This is a genomic window from Rhodococcus sp. RDE2 (assembly GCF_020885655.1).
Classification (GTDB): Bacteria; Actinomycetota; Actinomycetes; order Mycobacteriales; family Mycobacteriaceae; genus Rhodococcus; species Rhodococcus pyridinivorans.
On record NZ_AP025186.1, the window covers coordinates 850,425 to 874,055 of the forward strand.

Below are 23,631 nucleotides of genomic sequence, written 5' to 3' on the forward strand. Positions count from 1 at the left end.
CATCGCGACGTCGGACAGTACGCGATAGTGTCGAGATCGTGTCGTGATTCTGCCCCCGGCGTCACGGCACAGAAATCGCCTCCACGGTCTGCGCACGGTCATGTGGAGGCGGTTTTCGTGGGTGCATCGGGCCGGTCTGCTCGATCCCCCAGCGGCCGAGCGGACCGGCATCATCCACAATGCCACGCCCACGCCGAGAACGGGTGTGGTCCCACCGCTCGAGGGAGTGGTGAGCGGTGGGACCTCCGGCCACAGCGCAGGGGGATGAGTTGTGACCGGATGTGGGGCGGTCCCGAGGTGGAAGGGGGACCGCCACGGACCTCACGGTACTGCAGAACCGGATGACGCGAAACTCGAAACCTTGTGTCGTGGTTGGTTTCACGTGCGGTCTGGCCGGGTTCATCTCTGTCGTCCGGTGGCGGGGACCTTCGCGGTCGTCTCGCGGGCGCGGATGACGCGCCCGGCGATGACCACAACGACGCTGGACAGCGAGAGCTATGCGATGGACAGCCACAACAACCTGCTCATATCGTGATCAACGACCGATGGGCCGCGATGTTATCGATCAGATCGGATTTCACCTGAGGACTCACCCGCAGCTATGCGATGAAGCGTCGAATGTAGCCCGGTCGTGGAGGTCCCCGGAGGTGTGGACAACTTCCAGCCGTTGACGCCTTGAACATGCATGGCCCACGTCTCTGGAGGCGGGTTGGTGTGTTTGTGTGATCGCAGACGTCGTGAAGTGGTGATCTCGCACGATGGCCGGTGCGATGAAAGATGCCACCAAGGATCGCTCCGATGTCGCGCACGAGCTGGTTGTGCTCGGCGCGGTCCTGCGTTGCGCGCTAGTCTCGAGATCGCGCCGTGTTCCGCCTCCAGCGTCACGGCGCCGAGATCGCCTCCACTGCTTGCGCAGGCATGTGGGGGCGATTTCATGTAGCGCCTCGAGTCGGCCTGCTCGATTGATTCCGGTGTGCCACGGATGGATCATCCTGGTTGTGGGACGAGGCAGCCCCGCCGAGCAGCGGAGGGGCCGACGGGGCTGCGGCCACCGCGCAGGGGGATAGAGCGGTGGCTCTCAGGGGTCGGCGACAGGGGTTCTCCGACCCGCGAGGGAGGGTACTGCAAGTTTCAATATTCGGAAAGACCTGCGGTTGACCATCCTGGTCAACGGGTGCCCTCGACGTCGCCACAGGACGGCGAAGGTGGGTCCATCACTTGAGTGCTGCCCAGAGGATCGCCCCGATCGCAAGGATGCCGATGAGCATCGGTACGCCAACGGGGGCTTGCGGGTCATCGAACAGCGGGTTGTTCTCATCCCATTTCCACCGTCTCTTCCTCATGCCTCGATGAGAACCCGGACTATACGGACATGGCAACTGGGTTCCCTCTGCAATGACCCTGTAACGCACATCACCGACCTCGCGATATAACCTCGCTGGGATCAGTGGCGTAGGGAGGACGGTTCGTTGGCTCAGTGCGGTTACCGGTTGTTTGTCGTGGAGCTCCACGACAACATGAAACCTGAGGTGCAGCCTATCTGTGCTGCTCAACAGAGGTTGTCGAAGAAGAAGGACGATCTCGCGGACCCTGTCGACTATCGCGACGTTGTGGTGGACGAGATTACCGCGCACCTGAACTCGACAATGAAGTTCGGAGGCGTCGATGAAGAGGAAGACCGAACGTCACCAGCGAAAGCAGCAGGAAGCTCACTGCGTTTCACCGAAGTGAAGCGCGACAGCGAGAATGTGCGCTTCAGACTGGCATACGGGGCGATCCACGTCGACGGAACTGTCCTCGATCCCGAGGACGCGACCTACGAACAGAAGCTGCGAGGTAAGGCGACTGTCTTTCCCTACCGTGCGTCCCTGATCGCACGCGAAGGCCATACGCGGGGGATCCTTGCGATTGAAGTACGAGGGCGATCGTGTCCGCTTACCGCTGTGGTGCGCGGCCTGAAGATGGCAAGTGATGTGCCTTGGCGGCTCAAGCCATTCGCGAATCTCGCGGACCGGAGCGCTATGGAGAACTTCATCCGGCGAGGCGAGATCGTGGGTGCGCGATTCGAGAAGTGGTCTTTTGAGAGTGACGGTCAGCCCAAGCGCCGTGCGGTAGAGATGGCTGTACACACTAAAGATCTTTCGGTAATAGGGCGTGTCGTTGCACGTGATTCGCGCCGTGCTGCTTGATCATTGACGAATGGCAGGGAAGAAGACCGGTTCCGGCGAGGAGTCCGACGCCCGGAAAGTCAAGCAACGCGGCGCTCGTCGTGATCTCGACGCGTTGCGTGAGCGGCGGATGCAGGCGGCGGAGATGTTCGCCGCGGGACGGCGGCAGATCGATGTCGCGGTCGAGCTGGAGGTTTCCCAGCAGACCGCCTCCCGCTGGTATCGGCAGTGGACCGAAGGCGGTAGCGAAGCGCTCGAAGGTGCAGGTCGGGCGGGACGCCGGCCTCGTCTCGACGACACCCAGATCGAGGTGATCCGAGAGGAATTACTCCAAGGACCTCGAGCGCACGGCTTCGCCACCGGGGTATGGACCCTGGGCCGGGTCGCGATCGTGATCGAGCGGGTCACCGGCGTGACCTACGGGCCCACCCAGACCTGGACGATCCTGCGGACCCGGCTCGGCTGGAGCCGGCAACGTCCCGCACGGCGGGCGGTCGAACGCGACGAGGACGCCATCGTCGCCTGGCGCGAGAACGAGTGGCCGCGGATAAAAAAATAGCGCGGCGCCGAGGTGCGTGGATCTGCTTCCAGGACGAAAGCGGCGTGTCGCTGCTCCCGGTGGTCCGCGCGACCTGGGCGCCGAAAGGCGTGACCCCTGTTCTGCATCACCGATTCTCCTGGAAACGCATGTCCATGGCCGGAGTCCTGGCCTATCGCCCCGACCGCAACCGCAGCGCGTTCGTGTTCTCCATGACCGACGGTGCCTACAACACCGACAAACTCATCGAGTTCCTCACCGAACTGCGCACCCACTTCGCCGGCGAGAAGATCATCCTGCTCTGGGACGGGCTCATGGCCCACCGGTCCAAGGCGATGACCGCGTGGCTGGCCACCCAACGCCACTGGCTCCACGTCGAACGCCTCCCGGCGTATGCGCCCGACCTCAACCCGATCGAACAGGTCTGGGGCAACATGAAATCCACCGAACTGGCCAATCTGTGCCCCGACACCCTCGACGAGGTCCGTGTGGCGACCGAGGCCGGACTGACCCGGATCGGCTCGAGCTACGACCTGTGCCACGCCTTCCTCGACCACACCGGGCTCTCCTTGTGATCATTACTCACTCAATTACCGAAATATCTGTAAGATTGAAAACGAACGCGTCAAGAAGCGCGCTGCGCGATGGTTCAGGTCGTACTACGGCTTCGAGGAGCCTCTCGACGACCTGGATGTTGAGCTTTCAAACGAGAAGTTGGATCCCCGCGCCCAGGCGAAGGCCATGCGAGACGACATCTTCACCAGCACCGTGGACATCGAGTTCGACACCGTGAGCTTGGACGTACTGTCCGATGGAGTAAAGAAGACGATTTCACCCGCCAGCGACTTCAGGAAGTTCACGTACATACTGGGAACGGACGAGGTGTCTGACGGAACCTTCTACCACCAGTGCGAGCAGACAGCAGAATTGATGTTGGGACGAGTTCAGAAGCTTGACTTGAGTTAGGTGGGAGGAGGCAGCTGTGGGATTCGCGGATCGGCTAAGTTTGCGTACTGTAGCGACGGACTACTGGCGCTCGGTGCAGCTGTTCAACAGTGACGGTCGGCCCGACTACGGCGGGTGCCTACTGATCTTTGGGATCCCCGTAGTGCTCTCGGTTGGTTCGCTTGCCCTCGGCCTCCAGCTCGGGTCGCCTACGGCTCTGTTGCCGGCGGTTGCGTTGTTGGCTGGTGTCTTGCTCGCGGCCGCCGGCCAGATATTGACGATGCGGGCACGTATTGCCGATTCCTTGACACTTTCATCGGATGCCAGAGTGACTGGCCATATCCGCGAAACCATGAGCGGCGTTCTGCTTGCCGCTGTTGGAGCATTGGTCGACGCGTTGTTGCTGGGCATACTGGGTGCAACGATCGTGGAAGACAAGGTGACGACGCTGGGAATCATCCTGACCAGTGGAGTCGTGTTGATGACGTCGTACATCTCGCTGATGTTCATCGCCACGGCGCGCCGTCTCTATGCCACCTATCTGGAAGTCTTCGAAGACGGGATGCCTCTGCGGAAACCCGTCCGGAAGTCTGCCTACGAGATTCGTCATGAGAAGAAGCTCCGCAAGCACTCTCACGACAGCCTTCGGTAAGGCCCCTCGCGCCACCACCGAGCCGCATGGCAGTGGCGTTACGGGTCTCTCGGACGCAGGTAAATTCCACCCCGTTGATCGTCTGACCTCTGTGCGCCCAGGTATGGGCACGGCGTAAGATCAGGTATGGCGGCCCCTCCGCAGGATCGCGCGAATTTGAAGCTGCGTTGAACTGGCGGCGAGTAGGTCTGATTGCTTCCCTCTGCCTGATAGCAGGTTCAATGCAGGAAGAGCTCCGTTTCGTCCTCCCCGACAAAGGACGAAACGGAGCGTTCTCCTCCCCGGTAAGGAAGATTCAGGGTGCGTCAAGAATCGTATCGGAATTGGAACATGATCTAGAATAAAGTATCCGATTGATTTGGTGTACGTCACAGTTCCGTGAAGGAAGTTCACCCGTGGCTTCACCCCAAGAGCGCCCACAACTATCGATAGCCTGATCGGAGGTGGTGCGCCCCGATGCACCACCTCTCCCAGATCACCCCCGCCGTCCCCCGGTGGGGGTGATCGTTTTTTGTGCCCGGGGCGGCCGCGCTCGCTGCGTAGTGTCGTCCCGCTCATGTCGTCTGATGCTGTGCGTCAACTTGCAACGGGCTCTGTGGTGAGTGTCGCGCGATGCGCGGTCACCCAGCGTTGCACCTTGTCCTTCGAGACACCGAGTTCGGCGCCTGTCGCACGGACCGTCTTGCCTTCTGTGATGACGCAGTGGATCGCCCGGGCGCGGAGCTCTGCGTCGGTCGCATCGGACGTGCGTGATGTGACACGACGGACTTGGCGCGTCGCAGCTGCAGGTGCCGTCGCGCTCGCGACAGGTGTCGCGGGGGCGACATGGAGCTGGGTGACCGGGCGCGGCGCCTTGTCGCGCTCGGTGTCGTCGTCGAGCGGGGCGCGGATCGGCTCGGGTTCGCTGTCGCGGACCGGTGCTGTCGCGACGTTGTCGCCCTGTCGCGCGAGCAGGATCGTCAGGTGCACCGCGGCGAGGGTGACGAGCGGCGGCAGCACGGCGATGCCGACGCCGATGGGGGAGACGGTGAGCTGCCAGGCGTGGATGCCGTTGCCCGCGACGGATGCGACGGTGCCTGCGACGAGCAGGAACCACGAGTAGGCCCGTGCGACGCGGTGTCGCGCGACCGCGGCCGCGACGGTCGCGACGACGACCAGGCCGTCGACCGCGACGGGGATCATCCACGCTTGATCGGCCGGCACCTGGTATGCGACAGCGAGCTCGGCGATCGCGGTGAAGGACCGCCAGAAGCTGGTGCCGGCCACGGCCGCGGCCGCGAGGGCGGCGAGCGCGACGGCGACGGTGGCGGGTGACGGCGTCGACAGTTTCCTCACGGTGTCTCCTCGGCGGCGATGGTGCTGAACAGGTCGTTGGGTTGGTCGAGTGCAAGAGGTCGGTTGGACCAGAGCACCTCTGTGCGTGCAGTGCCGGTGATGCCTTGGGTGGTGTAAGCATCGAGTTCGTAGCGGTTCCAGTCTCGGAACATGTCGTCGTAGAGCGGGTCGGGGTAGCCGGACAGGACGACGGATGCGGTGCAGTCGTGCAACTCGGCTGCGAGGTGCTCATGGGCCCGCACGGATCCCATCTCGCGTCGGTAGTTGCTGGTTCTCACCCGGCGCAGGTAGGGCGGGTCGACATAGAGCACGCTGTCCGGGCCCTGTCCGTAGGCGGTGATCATCTCGATTCCGTCGCGGCATTCCAGAGACACGTTGCGGATGCGCTCGGCGGCGGGGAGGAGGCGGGCGCGGTAGCCGTCGAGCCTGCCGGGCATCGAGGTCGATCGGGGGCCGGTGGTGTCATGTCTCCATCCGGTGGGCCGCAGGGTGCTGGTGCGCCCCTGGGAAAGCACGACCCAGACACGGCGGGCGATCTCGAGTTCGTCGGTCTCGCCGTCCAGGTCGAGGGTGAGGGCTGTGGCGTGCTCGTGCCGGGCGTGGGGTGTGAACTCGCAGGCGACGGCGAGTTCGGCCGGCCTGTCGCGCAGGATTCGCCAGAAGGTCATCAGGGCGTGGTCGACGTCGTTGACGGTCTCAGCGGGTGAGGGTTTCTTGGCCAGGAGCACGGCGAGCGATCCAGCGAACGGTTCGATGTAGTGGCGGTGCGGCGGCAGCGCAGTGGCGATCGTCGCGGCGAGAGACTGTTTGCCGCCGAAGTAGGGAAACGGCGGGCGGATCGAGGACATCATGCGGTTCTCCCGGTGAGGTCGTAGATGCCGGCGCACAACGTGACAAAGGCGTCACGGTAGGCGTCAGCGATGGTGTCGATGCCGTCCTCGAGGAGGCGGCGGTGCGCGATGTCGATGTGGATCTGGGAGTCGGCGATCAGCGCAGTGAGGGCCTGGTCGTTGATCACGCGGCCGCCCGGCCGTGCGTGCACCACACCGCGGGTTCGACGGGGCGACCGTCCGGTCCGAGGAGCCAGGCGTAGTCGTCGCACAGGTCGCAGTCGTCGATCGGTGAGGGTGCGTGCATCTGCGGGGGCGTCGGCGTGAGGCGGGGTGGGGACATCGCCTTCCACAGTCGGATCCAGCCCTGGGCGTACAGGGTGGGGTTGTCGTCGCGGTGCATGGCTTTCGCCCGCTCGGCCAGGGCCGCGGCGCCGTGCTGGTCGATTAGCTCGAGGATCTCGGCTTTCTGGGCGGGCTTGACGTAGTCGAACGAGCCGAGAAGACCGGCGCTTCGGCAGGCGGTGATCAGCTCGGCGTAGTTCGTCTCGAGCCTCACGAGTTCTTTGCGGGCATCGTCGGACAACGACACCGTCACCCCGGCCACCTCGACGGGTGACGTTTCGGTGCCTGCGGTGTTGTTGTTTGTTTCAGTCCTGGGTGATCGGTTCTTTGTAAAGACGCCCGTCTTTCCGTCGCGCGGACGACCGGAGTTCGATTTCCTGGTCGTCGGTTCGGGAGACGGATCGCCGCTGAGAAGGGGCTCTTCGTAGACGGTCTGGATGGTGTACCAGCGTCCACGTTCGTCTTGGACCTTCTCGCGCACGAGGTAGCCGTGGGTTTCGAGCTCGCGCATGCAGGTGCGGACGGCGGTGCGGCCTTCGACGTCGGACTGCTCGGCGATGGCTTCGGAGCGGATGCGCCAGTCTTCGGGCTTGGAGAGCAGCCACAGAAGGATGCAGCGGGCGCGGAAGCTCAGGCGCTTGTTGTTGAGCAGCCGGTTGGAAACGATGGTGAAGTTATCGGCGAGACGGGGGCCGCGTCGGATACCACCCTGCGGCTGGGCATGGGTATGCTGAGGCACTGTCGAACTCCTTCGCAGTTCGGCCACGCCCCGGGAGTGTTCGCGCACTCGCCGGGGTCCATTCATTTGGTTGTGAGCGCATCGTGGCACAGGGTTCGACGCGCTGTCCATCACGCGCAAGACACGATGCGTCACCCATGAAGACCCTCTGAGAGGACTGCCCGCCGCCTAGGAGGCCGGCCGCCGAGAGGGTCGTGTGAGGTTTGGCACATCGTTGGCACATACGAAAACGACCTGGCGTCCTCCGAAGAGAAACGCCAGGCCGTCCGCGGTGCCCCCAGTAGGGCTCGAACCTACGACCTGCGGATTAAAAGTCCGTAGCTCTACCAACTGAGCTATAGGGGCATGGGCGCACAGTGTAACCACACCGCAGTGACCACACCGCATGGTGCGGTGACCACATCACAGGGTGAGCCACGCTGCGCGATCGATGATATCGGACATCCGGCGGTGCGGACGCCGCCCGTGACGAATGGAAAGAGGCCCGGGTGCCCACCCCCTGCTTCGCACCCGAGCCGGACAAAGCGTACCACTCGGTGTGTTCTGTGGAAACCCGGGTCCCGGGGGTGGGGTTTCATATTTCACCCGGTGGAACACGGCCCGGAGCCGGGGTTGTGGGGGCAGACTAGAGTTGTCTCGTGGGGGAAACACAGGAACGTGGAAGGCTGAATTTCCCCATGCCCCGTCAACAGGAGCGTGCGCGTCGTACGCGGGCTGCGATCGTCCGATCGGCAGCCACCGAATTCGCGCGGCGAGGTTTCGCCGCAGCATCGATCAACGCCATCCTCGAGCAGTCGAACGCGACCAAGGGTGCGATGTACTTCCACTTCGCGTCCAAGGAGGATCTGGCCCGGGCGGTGCTCGACGAAGGACTCGAGCACTACCGTGCCATCGTCGGCAGGTGGATGGACGTCCCCGATCTCGACCCCTTCGAGCGGCTGCACGGTCTCGTCGGTGATCTCGGTGCGGCTCTGCACGACGATGTGGTCATCGCCGCGGAGTTCCGTCTGGTCACAGAACCCGAGTTCGCGGAGGAGGTCAGGCTGCGCGGCAGCGTCCTGTGGGGGCGGGCCGGCTACCAGCTGGCGCGCGAAGCGCAGGAGAAGGGCCTGTTCCGGCCTGATGTCGACCTCCAGCGTTTCGTCGAGGCGATCGCGTCGTCGCTCGCCGGTCAGCGCTATCTCGCCGACCTCACGTCGCCGGAGACCGACGTCCGCGCACGCTTCGAGGCCTGCGTGGAGGTGCCGCTCGAGGCGATGGCGTCGGAGCAGTGGCTCGCGCAGTGGCGGGAGAAGGGCTGGCCGAGCAGGCCCGACAACGACGAATCGGCCACTTGACCTGCTGATTTGTGATTCGCGAATGCCGTGGCATAAGCTGTCCAAGCTCCCAACGGAACGCCAAACCCGTTGAGGGTGCGGTTCGGAGAAATCCGATCGGGCCCCCTTCGTCTAGCGGCCTAGGACGCCGCCCTTTCAAGGCGGTAGCGCGGGTTCGAATCCCGTAGGGGGTACGCTTCGACCTCGTCGAAGTGTGCAGTATCTTGGTGTGAGAAGTGAATATGTATGGCCCTGTGGCGCAGTTGGTTAGCGCGCCGCCCTGTCACGGCGGAGGTCGCGGGTTCGAGTCCCGTCAGGGTCGCTCCAGAGTTTCGATCGGCATTCGGTTCGGGTGCCGTCCGGCCAGGTAGCTCAGTTGGTACGAGCGTCCGCCTGAAAAGCGGAAGGTCGCCGGTTCGATCCCGGCCCTGGCCACCACGGTTGTCCGGCGAACAACCATCAATTTCATATCTTCGACCCACCGGTTGCGGTGGGTCGAGCTGTGGGAACTCCGGTTCCTCATGGCCCTGTGGCGCAGTTGGTTAGCGCGCCGCCCTGTCACGGCGGAGGTCGCGGGTTCGAGTCCCGTCAGGGTCGCTCCAGGCGAAGCCCCGGTATCACATCGATACCGGGGCTTCGTCGTCGTCACCCGTTCGCAGGCGGTGCCTGCTCGCCGTCCCACTCGTATCGCCGATCCGCCCCGGGTGCGGTCCGGCTCGCTATCGTGAGGACACAAAACATGTTCTAGTGTGTGCCCTACACAACTAGTGGACATCTGTCCGAGCGACCTGGCCCTCCGAGCGAACCCCGAGGTGGAATGTGCGCATAGCTCTGTTGTCGTACCGGAGCAAGCCGCATTGTGGGGGTCAGGGGGTCTACGTTCGCCATCTCAGTCGCGAACTCGTCGCCCAGGGACACATCGTCGAGGTGTTCTCCGGGCAGCCGTACCCCGAACTCGACCCCGGCGTGACGCTCACGAAGGTGCCCAGTCTCGATCTCTACCGTGACGACGATCCGTTCCGCACCCCGAAACCGGGTGAGTACCGCGACTGGATCGACGTCCTCGAGGTCGCCACCATGTGGACCGCCGGTTTCCCCGAACCGCGCACCTTCGGTCTGCGCGCCGCACGACTGTTGCGCGACCGCCTCGGCGACTTCGACGTCGTGCACGACAACCAGTCGCTCGCGTCCGGGTTGCTGCGCATCGCCGAGGACCTTCCCCTCGTTGCGACGATCCACCATCCGATCACACGCGACCGCGAACTCGATCTCGCCTCCGCGACCACCCTCCGCCGTAGGATCACGCTCCGGCGCTGGTACGGATTCCTGCGCATGCAGGAGAAGGTGGCCCGGCAGATTCCCACGCTGCTCACGGTGTCGGAGAACTCGGCCGACGACATCCGCACGGCCTTCGGGATCGAATCCGAACGCATCCACACGATCCCGCTCGGCGTGAACACGGAGGTGTTCGCGCCGCGGAAGGACGAGCGCGTTCCCGGCCGGATCGTCTGCGTCGCGAGTGCCGACGCCCCGCTCAAGGGTGTTCCCACCCTGCTCGAGGCGGTCGCGAAGCTGCGGACCGAACGCGAGATCGAACTGGTCCTCGTCTCGAAGCTCGCCCCGGGCGGCGCCACCGAGAAGCTCATCGACGAACTCGCGATCGGCGACGTCGTGCGCACCGTCTCCGGGATCGACGACACCGAACTCGCCGACCTGCTCGCCTCCGCCGAGGTCGCGGCGGTGCCGTCGCTGTACGAGGGATTCTCGTTGCCGGCCGTCGAGGCGATGTCGTGCGGAACACCGCTCGTCGCGAGCCGCGCCGGGGCCATCCCCGAGGTCGTCGGGGACGCCGGTCTGCTGGTGCCCCCGGGCGACGCCGAACAGCTCGCAGCGGGGCTCGCGGGCCTGTTCGACGACCCGGCCGAGCGTCGGCGTCTCGGCGCGAAGGGCCGCGACCGGGTGCTCGAACGCTACAGCTGGGCGGCCGTGGCCGCGCAGACCGCCGCGATCTACGACAAGGCGATCGCCGCGCATCGAGAGGGGAAGAACGGATGCTGACCGTCGACTTCGACCGCCTGGGCGTCGTACCGGGGATACGCGCTCTCGACATCGGGGCCGGCGCGGGGCGCCACTCCTTCGAGCTGTACCGCCGCGGCGCGGACGTCGTCGCCTTCGACCAGAACGCCGACGACATGAAGGCCGTCGCCGACATGTTCGTCGCGATGGAACTCGAAGGCGAGGTCCCCGAGGGTGCGCTCGCCCGGGCCGAGGTCGGCGACGCGCTCGCGCTGCCCTACGACGACGCGACCTTCGATCTCGTGCTCATCTCCGAGGTGCTCGAGCACGTGCCGGAGGACGAGCGGGCCATCGCCGAACTCGTCCGGGTCCTCAAGCCCGGTGGTGTCGCGGCCGTAACCGTGCCGCGCTGGCTGCCGGAGAAGATCTGCTGGGCACTGTCGGACGCCTACCACGAGGTGGAGGGCGGGCACATCCGCATCTACAAGGCCGACGAACTCGCCGCGAAACTCACCGCCGCCGGTCTCACGGTCTCGGGTACCGACCACGCCCACGCGCTGCACGCGCCGTACTGGTGGCTCAAGTGCGCCGTCGGCGTCGACAACGACGACAATCCGCTGACGAAGGCGTACCACCGGCTGTTGGTCTGGGATCTCATGAAGGCCCCGTGGGTCACCCGCACGGCCGAGAAGATCCTCGATCCCGTCATCGGGAAGAGTGTCGTGTTCTACCTCGAGAAGCCGGGAAACGCCGGTGCGGCGCGGTGAATCCGCGCGCCTGACGGTGCCGTCGGTGCCGGGTGTGCTGTCGCCGGAACAGAGCCTGGCGACGGGCCGGGCCATCGCGCGGATGCAGGAGCCCTCGGGCGCCGTCCCGTGGTTCCCCGGTGGGCACATCGACCCGTGGGATCACATCGAATCCGCGATGGCGTTGACCGCCATCGGTTTACGTGAAGAGGCGGACGCCGCCTTCGAGTGGTCACGGCGGACGCAGCGTGCCGACGGGTCGTGGCCCATCCAGTTCCGCGGCGACATCGTCGAGAACCACGACACCGACAGCAATTTCACCGCCTACATCGCCGTGGGCGTATGGCACCACCACCTCGTGACGGGCGATCGCGGGTTCGTCGAGCACATGTGGCCGACGGTGCGTGCTGCGCTCGACCTCGTGGTCGACATGCAGTTGCCGGGCGGCCAGATCTCGTGGGCGCGAGGCGACGGCGGGATGTTCGACGAAGCGCTGCTCACAGGTTGTTCGAGCATCCACCAGAGTCTGTGGTGCGGTCTGCGGATCGCCGACCTGATCGGTGAGGCGCAACCCGAATGGGAGGTCGCGCTGATCCGTCTCGGCCACGCTCTGCGTCGGCACCCCGAGGCGTTCACGCCCAAGCCCGAGTACTCGATGGACTGGTACTACCCGATCCTCGGGGGAGCGGTGCGCGGCACCGATGCGCACGAACGGATCCGCGAGCGCTGGTCGGATTTCGTCGTCGACGGTCTCGGGATCCGGTGCGTCGACCATCGTCCGTGGGTCACCGGGGCCGAGACGTGCGAACTGGTCCTGGCGCTCGACGCCCTCGGCCACGCCGGGCGTGCCCGTGAATTGTTCGCGGCCATGCAGCATCTGCGCGACCCGGACGGTTCGTACTGGACCGGTCTGGTCTACGCCGACGGCAAGCGTTGGCCGGTGGAGGTCAGTTCCTGGACCAGCGCAGCGGTGATCCTCGCCGCCGACGCGCTCTCGCGCACGACGGGCGGAAGCGCGATCTTCCGGGATGCGGCGGCACCCGCCGATCAGGTGGGCGCCGACCGCTGCACCGAGCGCTGCCCGGTGCTCGTCCCGTAGTTCAGCTGCCGGGCAGGGAGCCGACCGTGCCGGCGGTGCGTTCGAGAACCCGCAGCGAGGACGTCACCGATTTCTCGACGAACTCGCCGCTCTCCAGTGCGAGACAGTAGATCTCGTACGGGGGCCGGCCGCCGTCCTTCGGGTCGGGGAAGACGTCGTGGATGATCAGGGCGCCGCCGATGCGCACCCATTTCGCCCAGCCGTCGTAGTCCGCCCGGGCTGCCTCGCTGCTGTGCCCGCCGTCGATGAACACGAACGAGGCCGGGGTGCGCCAGAACGACGCCACCACAGGAGAATTGCCGACCACCGCGACGACGTGCGATTCGAGGTCGCCGTCGGCGAGGGTGTGCCGGAGAGCGCCGACGGTGTCGAGCCGACCGGTGTGCGGGTCGACCAGTGACGCATCGTGGTACTCCCAGCCGGGCTGGTGCTCCTCCGAACCGTGGTGGTGGTCGACGGTGACGATGGTGCCGCCGGTCGCCTTGGCCGCAGCGCCGAGATACACGGTCGAGCGGCCGCAGTAGGTGCCGATCTCGACGCCGACGCCGTCACCGAGATACTGCACCGCAGCCTCGTGCAGTGCGGTTCCCTCGTCCTGGGGCATGAAACCCGGTGTCGCCTCGGCGAGTTCGATCGCCTCGCGGGGCAGGGTGGTGCGGGACATCGGATGGATCTCCGTTCTTCTCGCGTGATGCGGTGTATCCCGAGTCACCCTACCGACCGGTCGCGGCGTCCGATGCTTCCGGACACGACGGTGAGACTGTCGAGTTCGCGGATCGCGGCGCACGACCGCTTCACCATCACCGCGAACATGCGGTCGCCGCGCTCGGTCCTCGTGCCGTAGGCGCACCCGAAGACCGCGACGAGCGGACCCTGCAGCATCGCGAAGCGGTAGTCGTCCCAGCACTGCTGGAGGCCGTAGCCCTCGACGCCGTGGCACAGCAACGCGCGGTGATAGGTCGAGACCAGGGCCTGCTCGTGTTCGCGCCGGACCTCCGGTTCCAGGCTCGTCCCGACGAAATACGCGAGGTCGCGGGCGGGGAGTCCCACCGTCAGGGTCTGCCAGTCCACCGCGACCACACCGCTCTCGCCACCGGGAGGGAATAGGAGGTTGTCGAGCCGGTAGTCGCCGTGCAGCAGCGCGAACCGGTCGGATCGCGCGAGCACCCACTCCTGCGTGAGCTCCGCGCAGGCCCGCAGCGTATCGCGGTCCTCCGCGCCGATCAGGTCGCCGAGACCGTCGAGGAAGGTCTCGATGGCCGGACCGTACAGCTCGGCGAGGATCCGGGCCTGCTCGGCGTCCGTCGTGGTGAGCCAGTCCGATTCGTGGAGATCGGGTGCGCACCAGCGGGGACCGTGCAGTCCGGCGAGATTGCGGACGGCGTCGTGCGCCTCGTCGACGGTGCACCCGGCGAGCTGGTCGCCGGGTCGTGCGGGTGCGGCGTCCTCGAGGAGGAGGGTGAACTCGCCGTCCTCACCGGAGGCGACGTGATAGCAGGTGGGTGTGCGCACCGCGACGGACGGCTCGATGTCGCTGTAGAAGCGTGCCTCCCCGCGATAGGCGCCGGCGAGCATCCGCCGCGTCCCGGGATCGGGTGACGGGAGTTTCGCGACGAGTGAGGACGGCACGTCGTCGCCGGTCAGGACGAGCCGGTAACACAGGGCGATCTGACCCGTTCCGATCCGCTCGACCTGCACCGTGCGTACCGTGCCGCCGAGCACGGCCGAGAGTCGTTCGGGAGTCAGGTCGTCCACCGACAGCAACAGATCGGTCATGGTGCGCTCCGGCCGGGGTTGGCGGGTAGGGATGCGAAACGCTCGGGGTCGCGGATCGTCCGCCACGCGGCGACGACCGGAGCGAGCTCGGTGGGTGTGGCGCCGTGCAGGATCACGCTGTCGGCACCGGCGTCGAACTGGTCGGCGATGCGGGTCGCGCAGTGTGCCGCGCTGCCGGTCGCGCTCGCGGCGAGCCACTCGTCGGGCAGCAACGACCGGATGTGCATCAGCAGTTCGACCGGCGCTGCGTCGATCGGTCCGGAATGAGCACGGACCTGCGCGTCGTCCCGAAAGCGGTGCAGTACCTGGGGGTCCCAGCCGTTCGCACGGACGAGCACGTCACCGTAGCCCTGCAGGTAGGTCGCGAGCCGTCCGGTCAGTTTCCGCAACCGGAGATCCTCGGGGATCGACTCGTCGACGGTCGCGAGGACCGACCAGATGCGGACGGACTGCGGGTCGCGGCCGGCCTGCTCGGCGGCGCGTCGCACGGTCTTCACGGCGCGCGCGAGCGTGTCGTCGGTGAAGAAGGTGTGCAGGACGACGGCATCGGCCACGCGTCCCGCGAGGTCGAGCGTGCGCTCGCCGAGCGCGACCATGAGGATCGGGATGCCGTCGACGCCCTCGGCGGTGCGTCGCAGATACGGGAAGTCGCCGGCCGGGCCATGATGATCGACGGCCGCTTCACCGCGCCACAGCGTCCGGAGCAGGTCGACGGTGTCCTCGAGCTGCGCCGACGTCACGCGAGGCAGGCCCATGAGATCGAACAGCACGTCGAAGCCGCGGCCGAGCCCGAGGGCGTACCGGCCGCGGCTCAACCGATGCAGGGTGGTCGCCATCGTCGCCGTGACGAGGGGATGGCGGGTGTGCGGATTGGTCGCCGCGGTGCCGATCCCGAGCGTACGGCTCGTCGCGGCCGCCGCCCCGGCCAGCGCTGCCGCGTCCTTGGTGTCGAACCGTTCCGACAGGAAGACCGAACCGAGACCGATCTCCTCGGCGACGGTGATCTCGTCGAGCAGCGCCCTCGGGTCGTCGGTGTGCCCGGCGAGGCCGTAGAACCCGAGTTCCGGACAGTCCGGCTCCGGTGCGGACCCGCCGGGGATGCTCACGAGCGGGCCGCCGCCTTCCGTCGCTGCAACACGCTGCCCACTGCATTGTCGAGCTTCGAGCCCAGCGGCCAGCCCACGTAGTGGCACAGGAACAAAGCGATCTCGCGGAGCTGCTGCTCGTCGAGTTCGTCGTTCTTCAGCGCCGCCTCGATCTGGATCTCGGCGATGTCGGGAGCCCCCTGCGCGGTGAGTGCCCCGAGCAGCAGCAGTCGCCGATCGCGGATGGTCAGCCCGGGACGGGTCCAGATGTTCGCGAACAGGTGGTCGGCGGTGACGGCGAAGTGCTCGCCCGGGCCGTCCTGCATCTCCCAGCCGTAGACCTTGGACATCATCTCCAGGCCGCGGCGGCGGGTCTCGTCGGTCATGCGTGCTCCTTCCGGGAACGGGTCCGTGCGATCTCTCCCGTGCCGACTCCGAGGCCGGGGCCGAGGTCGGACAGCGCCCGGGCTCCGAGCGGCAGGTCGACTCCGAGTCGATCGCCGAGGTCCAGAGCCAGCGCGAGATCCTTCTCGCCGAGGGCGCGCACACGCGAGAAGATCGGGAACCAGGAGTCGTCCTCACCGAGGGGAGATGTGGTGTCGCGCCACATGATCGAACCGGCGCCGCCGGTGATCGCGTCGGTGTGCCGGACGACCTTGCCGAGCTCGGTGATGTCGAGCCTCGCGGCCTCGGCGAGTCGCTGCGCCTCCGTTGCCGCGGTGAACGCGATGAAGTGGAGCAGGTTGCGGGCGAGCTTCATCCGGGTTCCCGCCCCGACGGGACCCGCGTGCACGACCAGCGACGCGAAGGTGCCGAAGGGTTCCTCGATCTTCGCGAAGCCGTCGTCGGTCGCGCCGACCATCACCGCGAGAGTGCCGTTCTTCGCGCCGCCGGCGCCACCACTGACGGGTGCGTCGACGAAGTCGACTCCCTTCTCGGCGCACTTCGCGGCGAGTTCGACGGCGGTGGTGTCGGAGATCGTCGAGTGCACCGCGACGACCGTGCCGGGCCGTGCCGTCGCGAGCAGTCCGTCCGGACCGGCCAGGACGTCGCGGACCTGGGCGTCGTCGAGGACGGTCACGCACACGAGATCGCAGCCGGCGGCCAGCTCCGCCGGGCTCGACGCCGCGGTGGCACCCTTGTCGGTGAACGGGGTCATCGCCTCGGGCACCACGTCGAGCACGGTGAGGCCCCCGGGCCGGGTGAGCAGCCGCTCGGCCATGGGCGCCCCCATGTTGCCGAGCCCGATGTACCCGACCCGGCCGATCGCGGGGCCGGTCACGAGCGGATCACCTGCCCGCCGTCGACGTTGAAGATCTGCCCCGTGACCCAGGCGGCCTCGTCGGAGAGCAGGAACAGGCACATGCCGACGAGATCGTCGGGGGTGCCCATGCGCTTGAGCGGCAACTGCTTCACCATGTCGGCGACCATGTTCGCGGGGGTGGTGGTGCGGGTCGCCTCGGTGTCGATGGGGCCGGGGGCGATCGCGTTGATGCGGATGTTCGACCCGCCGAGTTCGACGGCGAGTTGCTGTGTGAGACCGTTGATCCCGACCTTGGCGAGGCCGTAGAAGCCCGAGTACAGCCAGGCCGCCGTCGACGACTGGTTGACGATCGACCCGCCGTTCTTCGTCATGTGCGGCCACACCGCGCGGGTGACGTTGAGGGCACCGTCGAGGTTCACGCTCATGAACTTCTTGTAGTAGTCCCACGGGACCGTCAGCAGCAGATCGAGTTTCATGCCGCCGTAGATGGCGGCATTGTTGACCACGTGGTCGATGCCGCCGTAGGTCTCGACGGTCGACGCGGCGAGTGCCTCGGCGGAGGCGGGGTCGGAGACATCGACCGAGGTGAAGCTCGCGATGCCGCCGTCGGCGACGATCTGCTTGGCGACCTGCTCGCCGAGTTCGGCATCGATGTCGGCAATCACCACGTTTGCGCCCTCGGCGGCGAGCGCACGTGCGTACGCCTCGCCGATCCCCTGGGCGGCGCCGGTGACGATCGCGGTGCGACCGGTGAAACGTGCCATCGGAAAAGTCCTTTCGGAAGTTCGGGTCAGCTCGCGGGCTCGGCGACGAGCTTGGTCTCCAGGTACTCCTCGAAACCGGCCACACCCATCTCGCGGCCGATCCCGGACTGCTTGTAGCCCCCGAACGGGGCGTCGGCGGCGTACCAGATGCCGCCGTTGACGCCCAGCGTGCCGGTCCGTACACCTGCGACGACCCGCGCGATGCGGTCCGGATCGGTGCCGAACACCGAACCCGAGAGGCCGTAGGGGGAGTCGTTGGCGATGCGGATCGCGTCGTCGTCACCGTCGTGAGGAATGATCACGAGCACCGGGCCGAAGATCTCCTCCTGCGCTGTGCGCGCGGAGTTGTCGAGGCCGGCGATGAGGGTGGGTTCGACGAAGAAGCCGCGCTCGTGTTCGGCGGGGCGTCCGCCGCCGGTGACGATCGTGCCGCCCTCCTCGACGGCGAGGCGGATGTATCCCTCCACGCGCTGCCGCTGCTTCTCGGAGATGAGCGGCCCGCACACCGTGCCGGGATCGCGCGGGTCGCCGGGCCGGATGCCGCTCATGGACTTCGCGGTCAGGGCCACGGCTTCGTCGTACCGTTCGCGGGGAACGAGCAGTCGCGTGGTGATCGCGCAGCCCTGACCGGCATGCGTGCACACGGTGAAGGCCGCCATCGAACAGGCACCGCGCAGGTCGGCGTCGTCGAGGACGATGAACGCCGACTTGCCGCCGAGTTCGAGGAAGACCTTCTTGAGGTTCTCGGAGGCCGCGCGCATCACGGCCCGGCCGGTCGCGGTGGAACCGGTGAACGAGATCAGGTCGACGCGCGGATCCTCGCTCAACTGTGCGCCGAGGCGGTGATCGCTCGAGGTGACGATGTTCAGCACTCCCGGTGGGATGTCGGTCTCCTCGGCCGCGATCCGCCCGACCAGGGCAGCGCACCACGGGGTGTCGGGGGCGGGCTTGAGCACCACGGTGTTCCCGGCGGCGAGAGCCGGCCCGAGCTTGGCGAAGTTGATCTGGTGCGGGAAGTTCCACGGCGTGATCGCGCCGACGACCCCGACCGCTTCCTTGAGCAGATAGCGGTGCGTCGGGATACCCATGGGGGAGGCGTTGCCGAGATCCTGCGTCCACGCGTAGCTCTCGGCGAGGTCGGCGAAGTACAGCAGGTCGTCGATGGGGCCTTCGAGATGCGCGGCGCTCGTGAGGAATCGGGGAGCGCCCACCTCGGCGATGGTGATCTCCCGCAGTTCCTCGATGTGCTCGCGCAGGGCGTCGCGCAACTGACGGAGGCAGCGGGCCCGGAAGGTGTGGTCGCGTGACCAGTCGGTGTCGTCGAAGGCGCGACGTGCGGCCGCGATCGCGGCGTCCATGTCGGTGGCGGTGCCCTCGGCCGCGTGGCCGAGCAGTTCTTCGGTGCTCGGATCGGTGATCGCGAAGGTGCCTCCGCTGCCGGGTACGAGCTTGCCGTCGATCAGAAGGGTGGAGCTGTCGGTGGGGCGAAGTGTCATCAGACGTTCCCTCGGTTCTGGACAGGTGTCTGGACTATAGTTCGGGCACTCGAGGCAGCGCAATGGGTGAACGGGGAACCTTATGGCAGAAAACAATTCGGGGCCGGACAATTCGACCCCGCTCGCGGGCCGCGTCGTGGTCGTGACGGGCTCCAGCCGGGGGATCGGACGGGCGGTGGCGCGGACCCTCGTCGACGAGGGTGCGCGGGTGGTGGTCAACGGCCGCGACGCCGAGGCGGTGCGCGACACCGTGGAGGAGCTCGTGTCGCAGGGCGGCAGTGCGATCGGAGTGTCCGGTTCGGCGGCCGCCTCCGGGGTCGCGGAGGATCTCCTCGGGGCGGCCCTCGACGAGTTCGGGGCGGCGGACGCGCTGATCAACTGTGCCGGCACCGCGGAACCTCCGGGCTCGTCGATCCTCACGGTCACCGACGAGGAGTGGGACGACCTGATCGATTCGCATCTGACCGGCACCTTCCGTACGTGCCGGGTGTTCGCGCCCCGGTTCGTGGCGCAGGGGAGCGGGGCGATCGTCAACACCGGATCGTTCGCGTTCCTCGGCGACTACGGCGGTACCGGATATCCGGCCGGAAAGGGCGCGGTGAACAGTCTGACCGCAGCGATCGCCGCGGAACTGCGCGAACACGGAGTGCGGGCCAACGTCGTGTGCCCGGGAGCCCGCACACGGTTGTCGACGGGACCGGAGTACGAGCGGCACATCGAGCGACTGCACGAGCGCGGACTGCTCGACGACGTCACCTACGAGGGCTCACGAAACCCGGCGCCGCCGGAGTACGTGGCGCGGCTCTACGCCTACCTCGCGAGCGGCACGGCGACCGTGACCGGCGGAATCTTCGCCGGCTCCGGATGTTTCGTCGGTCGGTTCGACAAGCCGGTACCGACGCTGCTGGCGTGGCGGGACCACGACACGTCGCCGCCCTGGACGCTCGACGAACTCGCCCACCTCGTGGAAGGCGCGAGTCGTGCGGGAGCGCCGGGATAGGTCGGTCCTCGACGAGCTCCGTCGTGTGAGGGCAGGGCTCAGAAGACCCGCAGTCCGAGGCGTCGCCGCGTGCGCAGATCGAGCAGATAGGCCTTCCACAGCAGCGGCCACACCCACGGCGTGACGCGGTGCAGGCGCCGGACCGCCACGAGATAGCGGTCGAAACGCCGCTGGTCGTCGGCGGTCCACGGGTACTGCATGAGGTCGCGGAACTCCGGCGGCAGTGCACCGCGGGTGATCAGTTCGAACGACCTGCCGAGCACCCGGTGGATCCCGCGGCCCAGTCGTCCGAGACGCACCTCGAGGAACGCGAGATTGCAGAGTTCGGTGAGGTACTCGCGTACCTGCTCGTTCATGGAGATGTCGGCGACGCCGGCCTTCCACAGTTCCTCGTACTCCTCGCGGGTCGTGGGCCACGACTCCGGCCGGACGTTCAGTGTCGTCGCGAGGGTCGCGCCGTCGCGGAGGATCCGGGCGTACTGCTCCTCGGTGAGCGGGCCGTAGAGGAACTCGTGCTGGTCGATGAAGTACTTGAGCAGGCAGACGGCGACCCACAACTGCAGGGCAGGGGAATTGGCGCTGTAGCGGACCTCCGCGCCGGGTGACGAGGTGACCCGGGCGTGGATCTTCCGCACCGACTCGCGGACGAAATCGCGGTCGGCGTCGTTACCGAACACCGCGACCGCCAGATAGGTACCGGTCGTGCGGGCCCGCTTGACCGGATGGAGATCGGCGCGGCCGGTGTCGACCGTGCTGTCGACGACGCCCTGGCCGACGCCGGGATGGGCGAGCTGCATGATGACGTTGGCGGCGTTGATCGTGCCACCGAGCGGTGAGACGAGGTCGCCGAGAGTGTCGATCGTCCGCATGACCCCTCCATCTGAAGACGGATGTGTTCAGTTGGATGCCACTCTAGCGCGTCTTCGTGGGGTCGAGGGAGGCGCCGGTCAGAACTCCGCGCACGACCGTCTCGTAGATGTGGTCGAGGTCGAGCTCGTCGCCCAGGAAGCCGCTGCTCTGGAGGACCGCGAAACCGTGCAGGGCGGCGAACATGCCGACCGCGGCCTCGAGAGTCTCCTCCTCCGGAACGCCGCAGGATGCGAGCATCGTGCGCAGGGTCACGTTGGCGTCCAGTGCGGCGGCGAGCAGACCGTCGCGGTCGACCGGTGCGGTGGTCAATGCCTCGTAGTGACGGGGATGTTCGAGGGCCCAGGTGTGGTGGGCGTCGATGAGGGCGCGAAGCCCGTCGACACCGCTGCGGCCCATCGCGACCTCGCGCAGGTGCGCTCCGAGATCGCTCATCGCGCGGATCTGCACGGTCCCCCGCACGTCGTCGAGATTGCGGACGTGGTTGTACAGCGAGGCCGTGACGATTCCCAAGCGCGACGAGAGGGTGCTCATCGTGAGCTGTTCCCATCCCAGATCGTCGACGATTCCGAGCGCTGCCGCGACGACCTTGTCGCGGGTCAGTGTCCGTCGGCGCACGGGCCGGGAGTTGTCGTCTGCCATGAAAACAGTCTAAGGGGCTTCCATTCCAAACGAACGTGAGTAGTTTGTAAACGAATGCCATTCGTACAATCCCACGAGAGCGGCTTCATGACGACTTCACCCACAGATCTCAAGAATCCCGACGTCTTCACCCAGGGGGTCCCGCACGACTACTTCTCCGAACTCCGGCGCACCTGTCCGGTCCACCGCCAACCCGAGGAGGGCACCGCGGGCTTCTGGGCCGTCACCCGGCACGCCGATGTCATCGCGGTCTCCCGCGACAGCACGACCTTCTCCTCGGCGCTCGGAACCACCCAGATCGACGATTTCGACGAGGAGACACGCCTGAAACAGGCGTCCATGCTGCTCAATCTCGACCCGCCGGAGCACACCCGCCTGCGGCAACTCGTCAGCCGAGGTTTCACCCCCCGCATGGTGAAGACGCTCGAGGAGCGTATCCGGCAGACGTGTGAACGCACCGTCGACGCAGCGATCGAGGCTGCACGCGACGGCGCGGTGATCGACTTCGTCCCGGCGATCTCGGCACCCCTGCCGCTGGAGGTGATCGCAGCGCTGCTCGGCGCACCGGCCGAGGACGTCGGGAAGCTGTACGACTGGTCGAACCGCATGATCGGCTGGGACGACCCCGAATACGGCACCACCCAGGAGGACGGCGAACTCGCCGCCGCCGAGATCTTCCTGTACGCCAACGAGATCGCCGCGCAACGGCGAGCCGAACCGCACGACGACATCGTCTCGAAGCTGGTGTGTCCCGACGAGAACGGCGACACGCTCTCCGAGATGGAGTTCGACATGTTCTTCGTCCTGCTCGTCATCGCGGGCAACGAGACGACGCGCAACGCGATCTCGGGCGGGATGCAGGCCTTCGTCGATCATCCCGAACAATGGCGCAGGCTGCAGGACGATCCCGGCCTGATCGACAGCGCCGTGGAGGAGGTTCTGCGCTGGGTCACGCCCGTGGTGGGCTTCCGCCGCACGCCCACCTGTCCGGCCTCGATCGGCGACCAGCAGGTCGAACGGGGTGACAAGGTGATCATGTACTACCCGAGTGCGAACCGCGACGAGGAGATCTTCGACGACGCGCACGTCTTCGACATCGGGCGCGAGCACAATCCGCACGTCGCCTTCGGCGGGACGGGTGTGCACTTCTGCCTCGGGGCGCATCTGGCGCGACTCGAACTGCGGATCATGTTCGAGACCCTCGCCGCCCGTATCGACCGGGTCGAGCCGGCCGGCGAACCGCGGCGGTTGCGGTCGAACTTCATCAACGGCATCAAGTCCATGCCCGTCCGTATCCACCCACGAGAGCACTGAATTCGTCGAATGAACGCGACGCGGGCATTGCCGACCCCCTCCGACCGTAGTAATGTCCAGACACGTGTCCAGAAACGTGAATCTCGAATCGACCCGCCGTCGCCTGACCGAGAAGCAGGCCGACACGGTTGCGAGGCTCACGCAGGCTGCGGTCGAGGTGCTCCGCGAGGAGGGCTTCACGGGGTTGACGGTGCGTATGGTCGCCGCCCGCGCCGGAGTCGCCCCGGCCACCGCCTACACCTACTTCTCGTCCAAGGAACACCTCGTCGCCGAGGTGTTCTGGCGTCGCTTGGCCAACGCTCCCACGGCCGACGCCGAGAGCACGAGCCGTGCCGATCGGGTGGTCGCGGTGCTGAGGGGAATCGCGCTGCTGCTGGCCGACGAACCCGAACTCGCCGCCGCCGTCACCAGTGCACTGCTCGGTCACGACCCCGATGTCGAACACCTGCGTGCGCGCATCGGACTCGACATCCGTCACCGGATCTCGGCAGCGCTCGGCGCCGACTCCGATCCGGACGAACTCGAAGCACTCGAACTGCTCTACGCCGGCGCGCTCGTCCGGGCCGGCATGGGCTACGGCACCTACGAGAAACTCGCCGACAGGCTGGAGACATCCGCCCGACTTCTATTGGAGTGATCCATGATCCAGGCATCCCCGGGCTCCGCGTCGCACGCAGGGCCCGCTTCGCCCGAT

At 66.7% G+C, this 23,631-nt stretch carries 25 protein-coding genes and 5 tRNA genes; 16 read left to right on the forward strand and 14 right to left on the reverse strand.

The annotated features are described in order from the left end of the window. The first annotated feature begins 1,499 nt into the window (after window positions 1-1,499). The 5 genes from LPH33_RS04040 to LPH33_RS04060 all read left to right on the forward strand — a co-directional run bounded on the left by LPH33_RS04040 (window position 1,500) and on the right by LPH33_RS04060 (window position 4,303). Entirely contained in the window at window positions 1,500-2,189 is a 690-nt protein-coding gene (locus LPH33_RS04040; RefSeq protein WP_229567205.1) for a hypothetical protein, read from the forward strand. A gap of 10 nt (window positions 2,190-2,199) precedes the next feature. Then, window positions 2,200-2,727: a winged helix-turn-helix domain-containing protein gene (locus tag LPH33_RS04045; protein ID WP_228524482.1), complete on the forward strand. Its 528-nt coding sequence runs from the start codon at window positions 2,200-2,202 to the stop codon at window positions 2,725-2,727. Beyond that, complete coding sequence (locus tag LPH33_RS04050; protein ID WP_229567206.1) at window positions 2,706-3,281, forward strand: IS630 family transposase; 576 nt, start codon at window positions 2,706-2,708, stop codon at window positions 3,279-3,281. Before LPH33_RS04045 ends, LPH33_RS04050 begins: the two co-directional genes overlap by 22 nt. Window positions 3,282-3,447: 166 nt before the next feature. Continuing rightward, a complete protein-coding gene (locus tag LPH33_RS04055; RefSeq protein ID WP_229567208.1) occupies window positions 3,448-3,672 on the forward strand; it encodes a hypothetical protein in 225 nt (74 codons plus the stop codon). Window positions 3,673-3,688: 16 nt separating this feature from the next. Then, complete coding sequence (locus LPH33_RS04060; RefSeq protein WP_229567210.1) at window positions 3,689-4,303, forward strand: hypothetical protein; 615 nt, start codon at window positions 3,689-3,691, stop codon at window positions 4,301-4,303. A gap of 576 nt (window positions 4,304-4,879) precedes the next feature. Here the strand turns inward: LPH33_RS04060 and LPH33_RS04065 are convergent. The 5 genes from LPH33_RS04065 to LPH33_RS04085 all read right to left on the reverse strand — a co-directional run bounded on the left by LPH33_RS04065 (window position 4,880) and on the right by LPH33_RS04085 (window position 7,897). Then, window positions 4,880-5,638 carry a DUF2637 domain-containing protein gene (locus tag LPH33_RS04065; protein ID WP_229567212.1) on the reverse strand — a complete coding sequence of 253 codons (759 nt, stop codon included), beginning with the start codon at window positions 5,636-5,638 and terminating at the stop codon, window positions 4,880-4,882. After that, window positions 5,635-6,489, reverse strand: a complete 855-nt coding sequence (locus LPH33_RS04070) for a DNA adenine methylase (RefSeq protein ID WP_229567213.1) — start codon at window positions 6,487-6,489, stop codon at window positions 5,635-5,637. Before LPH33_RS04070 ends, LPH33_RS04065 begins: the two co-directional genes overlap by 4 nt. Further along, the gene (locus LPH33_RS04075) at window positions 6,486-6,656 is read right to left on the reverse strand and encodes a hypothetical protein (RefSeq protein WP_229567215.1); all 171 of its coding nucleotides are present in this window, start codon (window positions 6,654-6,656) and stop codon (window positions 6,486-6,488) included. The genes LPH33_RS04070 and LPH33_RS04075 overlap by 4 nt, the downstream gene beginning before the upstream one ends. After that, entirely contained in the window at window positions 6,653-7,552 is a 900-nt protein-coding gene (locus tag LPH33_RS04080; protein ID WP_229567217.1) for a replication protein, read from the reverse strand. Before LPH33_RS04080 ends, LPH33_RS04075 begins: the two co-directional genes overlap by 4 nt. A gap of 272 nt (window positions 7,553-7,824) precedes the next feature. Next, window positions 7,825-7,897: transfer RNA gene (locus LPH33_RS04085), tRNA-Lys, on the reverse strand. Between the two features lie 332 nt (window positions 7,898-8,229). Between LPH33_RS04085 and LPH33_RS04090 the strand changes: the two genes are divergently transcribed. The 8 genes from LPH33_RS04090 to LPH33_RS04125 all read left to right on the forward strand — a co-directional run bounded on the left by LPH33_RS04090 (window position 8,230) and on the right by LPH33_RS04125 (window position 12,729). Next, complete coding sequence (locus tag LPH33_RS04090; protein WP_016695565.1) at window positions 8,230-8,889, forward strand: TetR/AcrR family transcriptional regulator; 660 nt, start codon at window positions 8,230-8,232, stop codon at window positions 8,887-8,889. Between the two features lie 100 nt (window positions 8,890-8,989). After that, window positions 8,990-9,062: transfer RNA gene (locus LPH33_RS04095), tRNA-Glu, on the forward strand. 54 nt (window positions 9,063-9,116) lie between these two features. Beyond that, window positions 9,117-9,190: transfer RNA gene (locus LPH33_RS04100), tRNA-Asp, on the forward strand. Between the two features lie 39 nt (window positions 9,191-9,229). Beyond that, a tRNA-Phe gene (locus tag LPH33_RS04105) sits at window positions 9,230-9,306 on the forward strand. Window positions 9,307-9,391: 85 nt separating this feature from the next. Further along, window positions 9,392-9,465, forward strand: a tRNA-Asp gene (locus tag LPH33_RS04110). 222 nt (window positions 9,466-9,687) lie between these two features. Further along, window positions 9,688-10,926, forward strand: a complete 1,239-nt coding sequence (locus tag LPH33_RS04115) for a glycosyltransferase family 4 protein (RefSeq protein WP_229567219.1) — start codon at window positions 9,688-9,690, stop codon at window positions 10,924-10,926. Beyond that, a complete protein-coding gene (locus LPH33_RS04120) occupies window positions 10,920-11,651 on the forward strand; it encodes a class I SAM-dependent methyltransferase (protein WP_088897463.1) in 732 nt (243 codons plus the stop codon). The genes LPH33_RS04115 and LPH33_RS04120 overlap by 7 nt, the downstream gene beginning before the upstream one ends. Then, window positions 11,638-12,729: a prenyltransferase gene (locus LPH33_RS04125; protein WP_088897462.1), complete on the forward strand. Its 1,092-nt coding sequence runs from the start codon at window positions 11,638-11,640 to the stop codon at window positions 12,727-12,729. Before LPH33_RS04120 ends, LPH33_RS04125 begins: the two co-directional genes overlap by 14 nt. A 1-nt stretch (window position 12,730) precedes the next feature. Here the strand turns inward: LPH33_RS04125 and LPH33_RS04130 are convergent, their stop codons facing one another. From LPH33_RS04130 to LPH33_RS04160, 7 genes are read right to left on the reverse strand one after another with little or no spacing between them, the layout of a single operon-like run. Further along, window positions 12,731-13,393, reverse strand: a complete 663-nt coding sequence (locus LPH33_RS04130) for a class I SAM-dependent methyltransferase (protein WP_016695561.1) — start codon at window positions 13,391-13,393, stop codon at window positions 12,731-12,733. Between the two features lie 44 nt (window positions 13,394-13,437). After that, complete coding sequence (locus LPH33_RS04135; RefSeq protein ID WP_088897461.1) at window positions 13,438-14,505, reverse strand: phosphotransferase; 1,068 nt, start codon at window positions 14,503-14,505, stop codon at window positions 13,438-13,440. Beyond that, window positions 14,502-15,611 (reverse strand): TIGR03857 family LLM class F420-dependent oxidoreductase, encoded by a 1,110-nt coding sequence (locus tag LPH33_RS04140; RefSeq protein WP_145691351.1) that lies wholly within the window; start codon window positions 15,609-15,611, stop codon window positions 14,502-14,504. Before LPH33_RS04140 ends, LPH33_RS04135 begins: the two co-directional genes overlap by 4 nt. Then, the gene (locus LPH33_RS04145) at window positions 15,608-15,976 is read right to left on the reverse strand and encodes a carboxymuconolactone decarboxylase family protein (protein ID WP_016693004.1); all 369 of its coding nucleotides are present in this window, start codon (window positions 15,974-15,976) and stop codon (window positions 15,608-15,610) included. The genes LPH33_RS04140 and LPH33_RS04145 overlap by 4 nt, the downstream gene beginning before the upstream one ends. After that, window positions 15,973-16,872: an NAD(P)-dependent oxidoreductase gene (locus LPH33_RS04150; RefSeq protein WP_088897459.1), complete on the reverse strand. Its 900-nt coding sequence runs from the start codon at window positions 16,870-16,872 to the stop codon at window positions 15,973-15,975. Before LPH33_RS04150 ends, LPH33_RS04145 begins: the two co-directional genes overlap by 4 nt. Continuing rightward, window positions 16,869-17,618: an SDR family oxidoreductase gene (locus LPH33_RS04155; protein WP_016693006.1), complete on the reverse strand. Its 750-nt coding sequence runs from the start codon at window positions 17,616-17,618 to the stop codon at window positions 16,869-16,871. Before LPH33_RS04155 ends, LPH33_RS04150 begins: the two co-directional genes overlap by 4 nt. Before the next feature lie 26 nt (window positions 17,619-17,644). Beyond that, window positions 17,645-19,114: an aldehyde dehydrogenase gene (locus tag LPH33_RS04160; protein ID WP_145691350.1), complete on the reverse strand. Its 1,470-nt coding sequence runs from the start codon at window positions 19,112-19,114 to the stop codon at window positions 17,645-17,647. Window positions 19,115-19,196: 82 nt separating this feature from the next. Here LPH33_RS04160 and LPH33_RS04165 point away from each other — a divergent pair, with 82 nt between their 5' ends. Continuing rightward, complete coding sequence (locus LPH33_RS04165) at window positions 19,197-20,114, forward strand: SDR family NAD(P)-dependent oxidoreductase (RefSeq protein ID WP_145691349.1); 918 nt, start codon at window positions 19,197-19,199, stop codon at window positions 20,112-20,114. A gap of 38 nt (window positions 20,115-20,152) precedes the next feature. On the opposite strand, the gene LPH33_RS04170 is transcribed toward LPH33_RS04165, so the two are convergent. Beyond that, entirely contained in the window at window positions 20,153-20,983 is an 831-nt protein-coding gene (locus LPH33_RS04170) for an oxygenase MpaB family protein (protein WP_229567222.1), read from the reverse strand. A 43-nt stretch (window positions 20,984-21,026) separates the two neighbouring features. Further along, window positions 21,027-21,623, reverse strand: a complete 597-nt coding sequence (locus LPH33_RS04175; RefSeq protein WP_229567223.1) for a TetR/AcrR family transcriptional regulator — start codon at window positions 21,621-21,623, stop codon at window positions 21,027-21,029. An 87-nt stretch (window positions 21,624-21,710) separates the two neighbouring features. Between LPH33_RS04175 and LPH33_RS04180 the strand changes: the two genes are divergently transcribed. Beyond that, window positions 21,711-22,937, forward strand: a complete 1,227-nt coding sequence (locus LPH33_RS04180; RefSeq protein WP_088897455.1) for a cytochrome P450 — start codon at window positions 21,711-21,713, stop codon at window positions 22,935-22,937. A gap of 76 nt (window positions 22,938-23,013) precedes the next feature. Beyond that, window positions 23,014-23,574 (forward strand): TetR/AcrR family transcriptional regulator, encoded by a 561-nt coding sequence (locus LPH33_RS04185; RefSeq protein ID WP_016693012.1) that lies wholly within the window; start codon window positions 23,014-23,016, stop codon window positions 23,572-23,574. The last annotated feature ends 57 nt before the right edge of the window (window positions 23,575-23,631 follow it).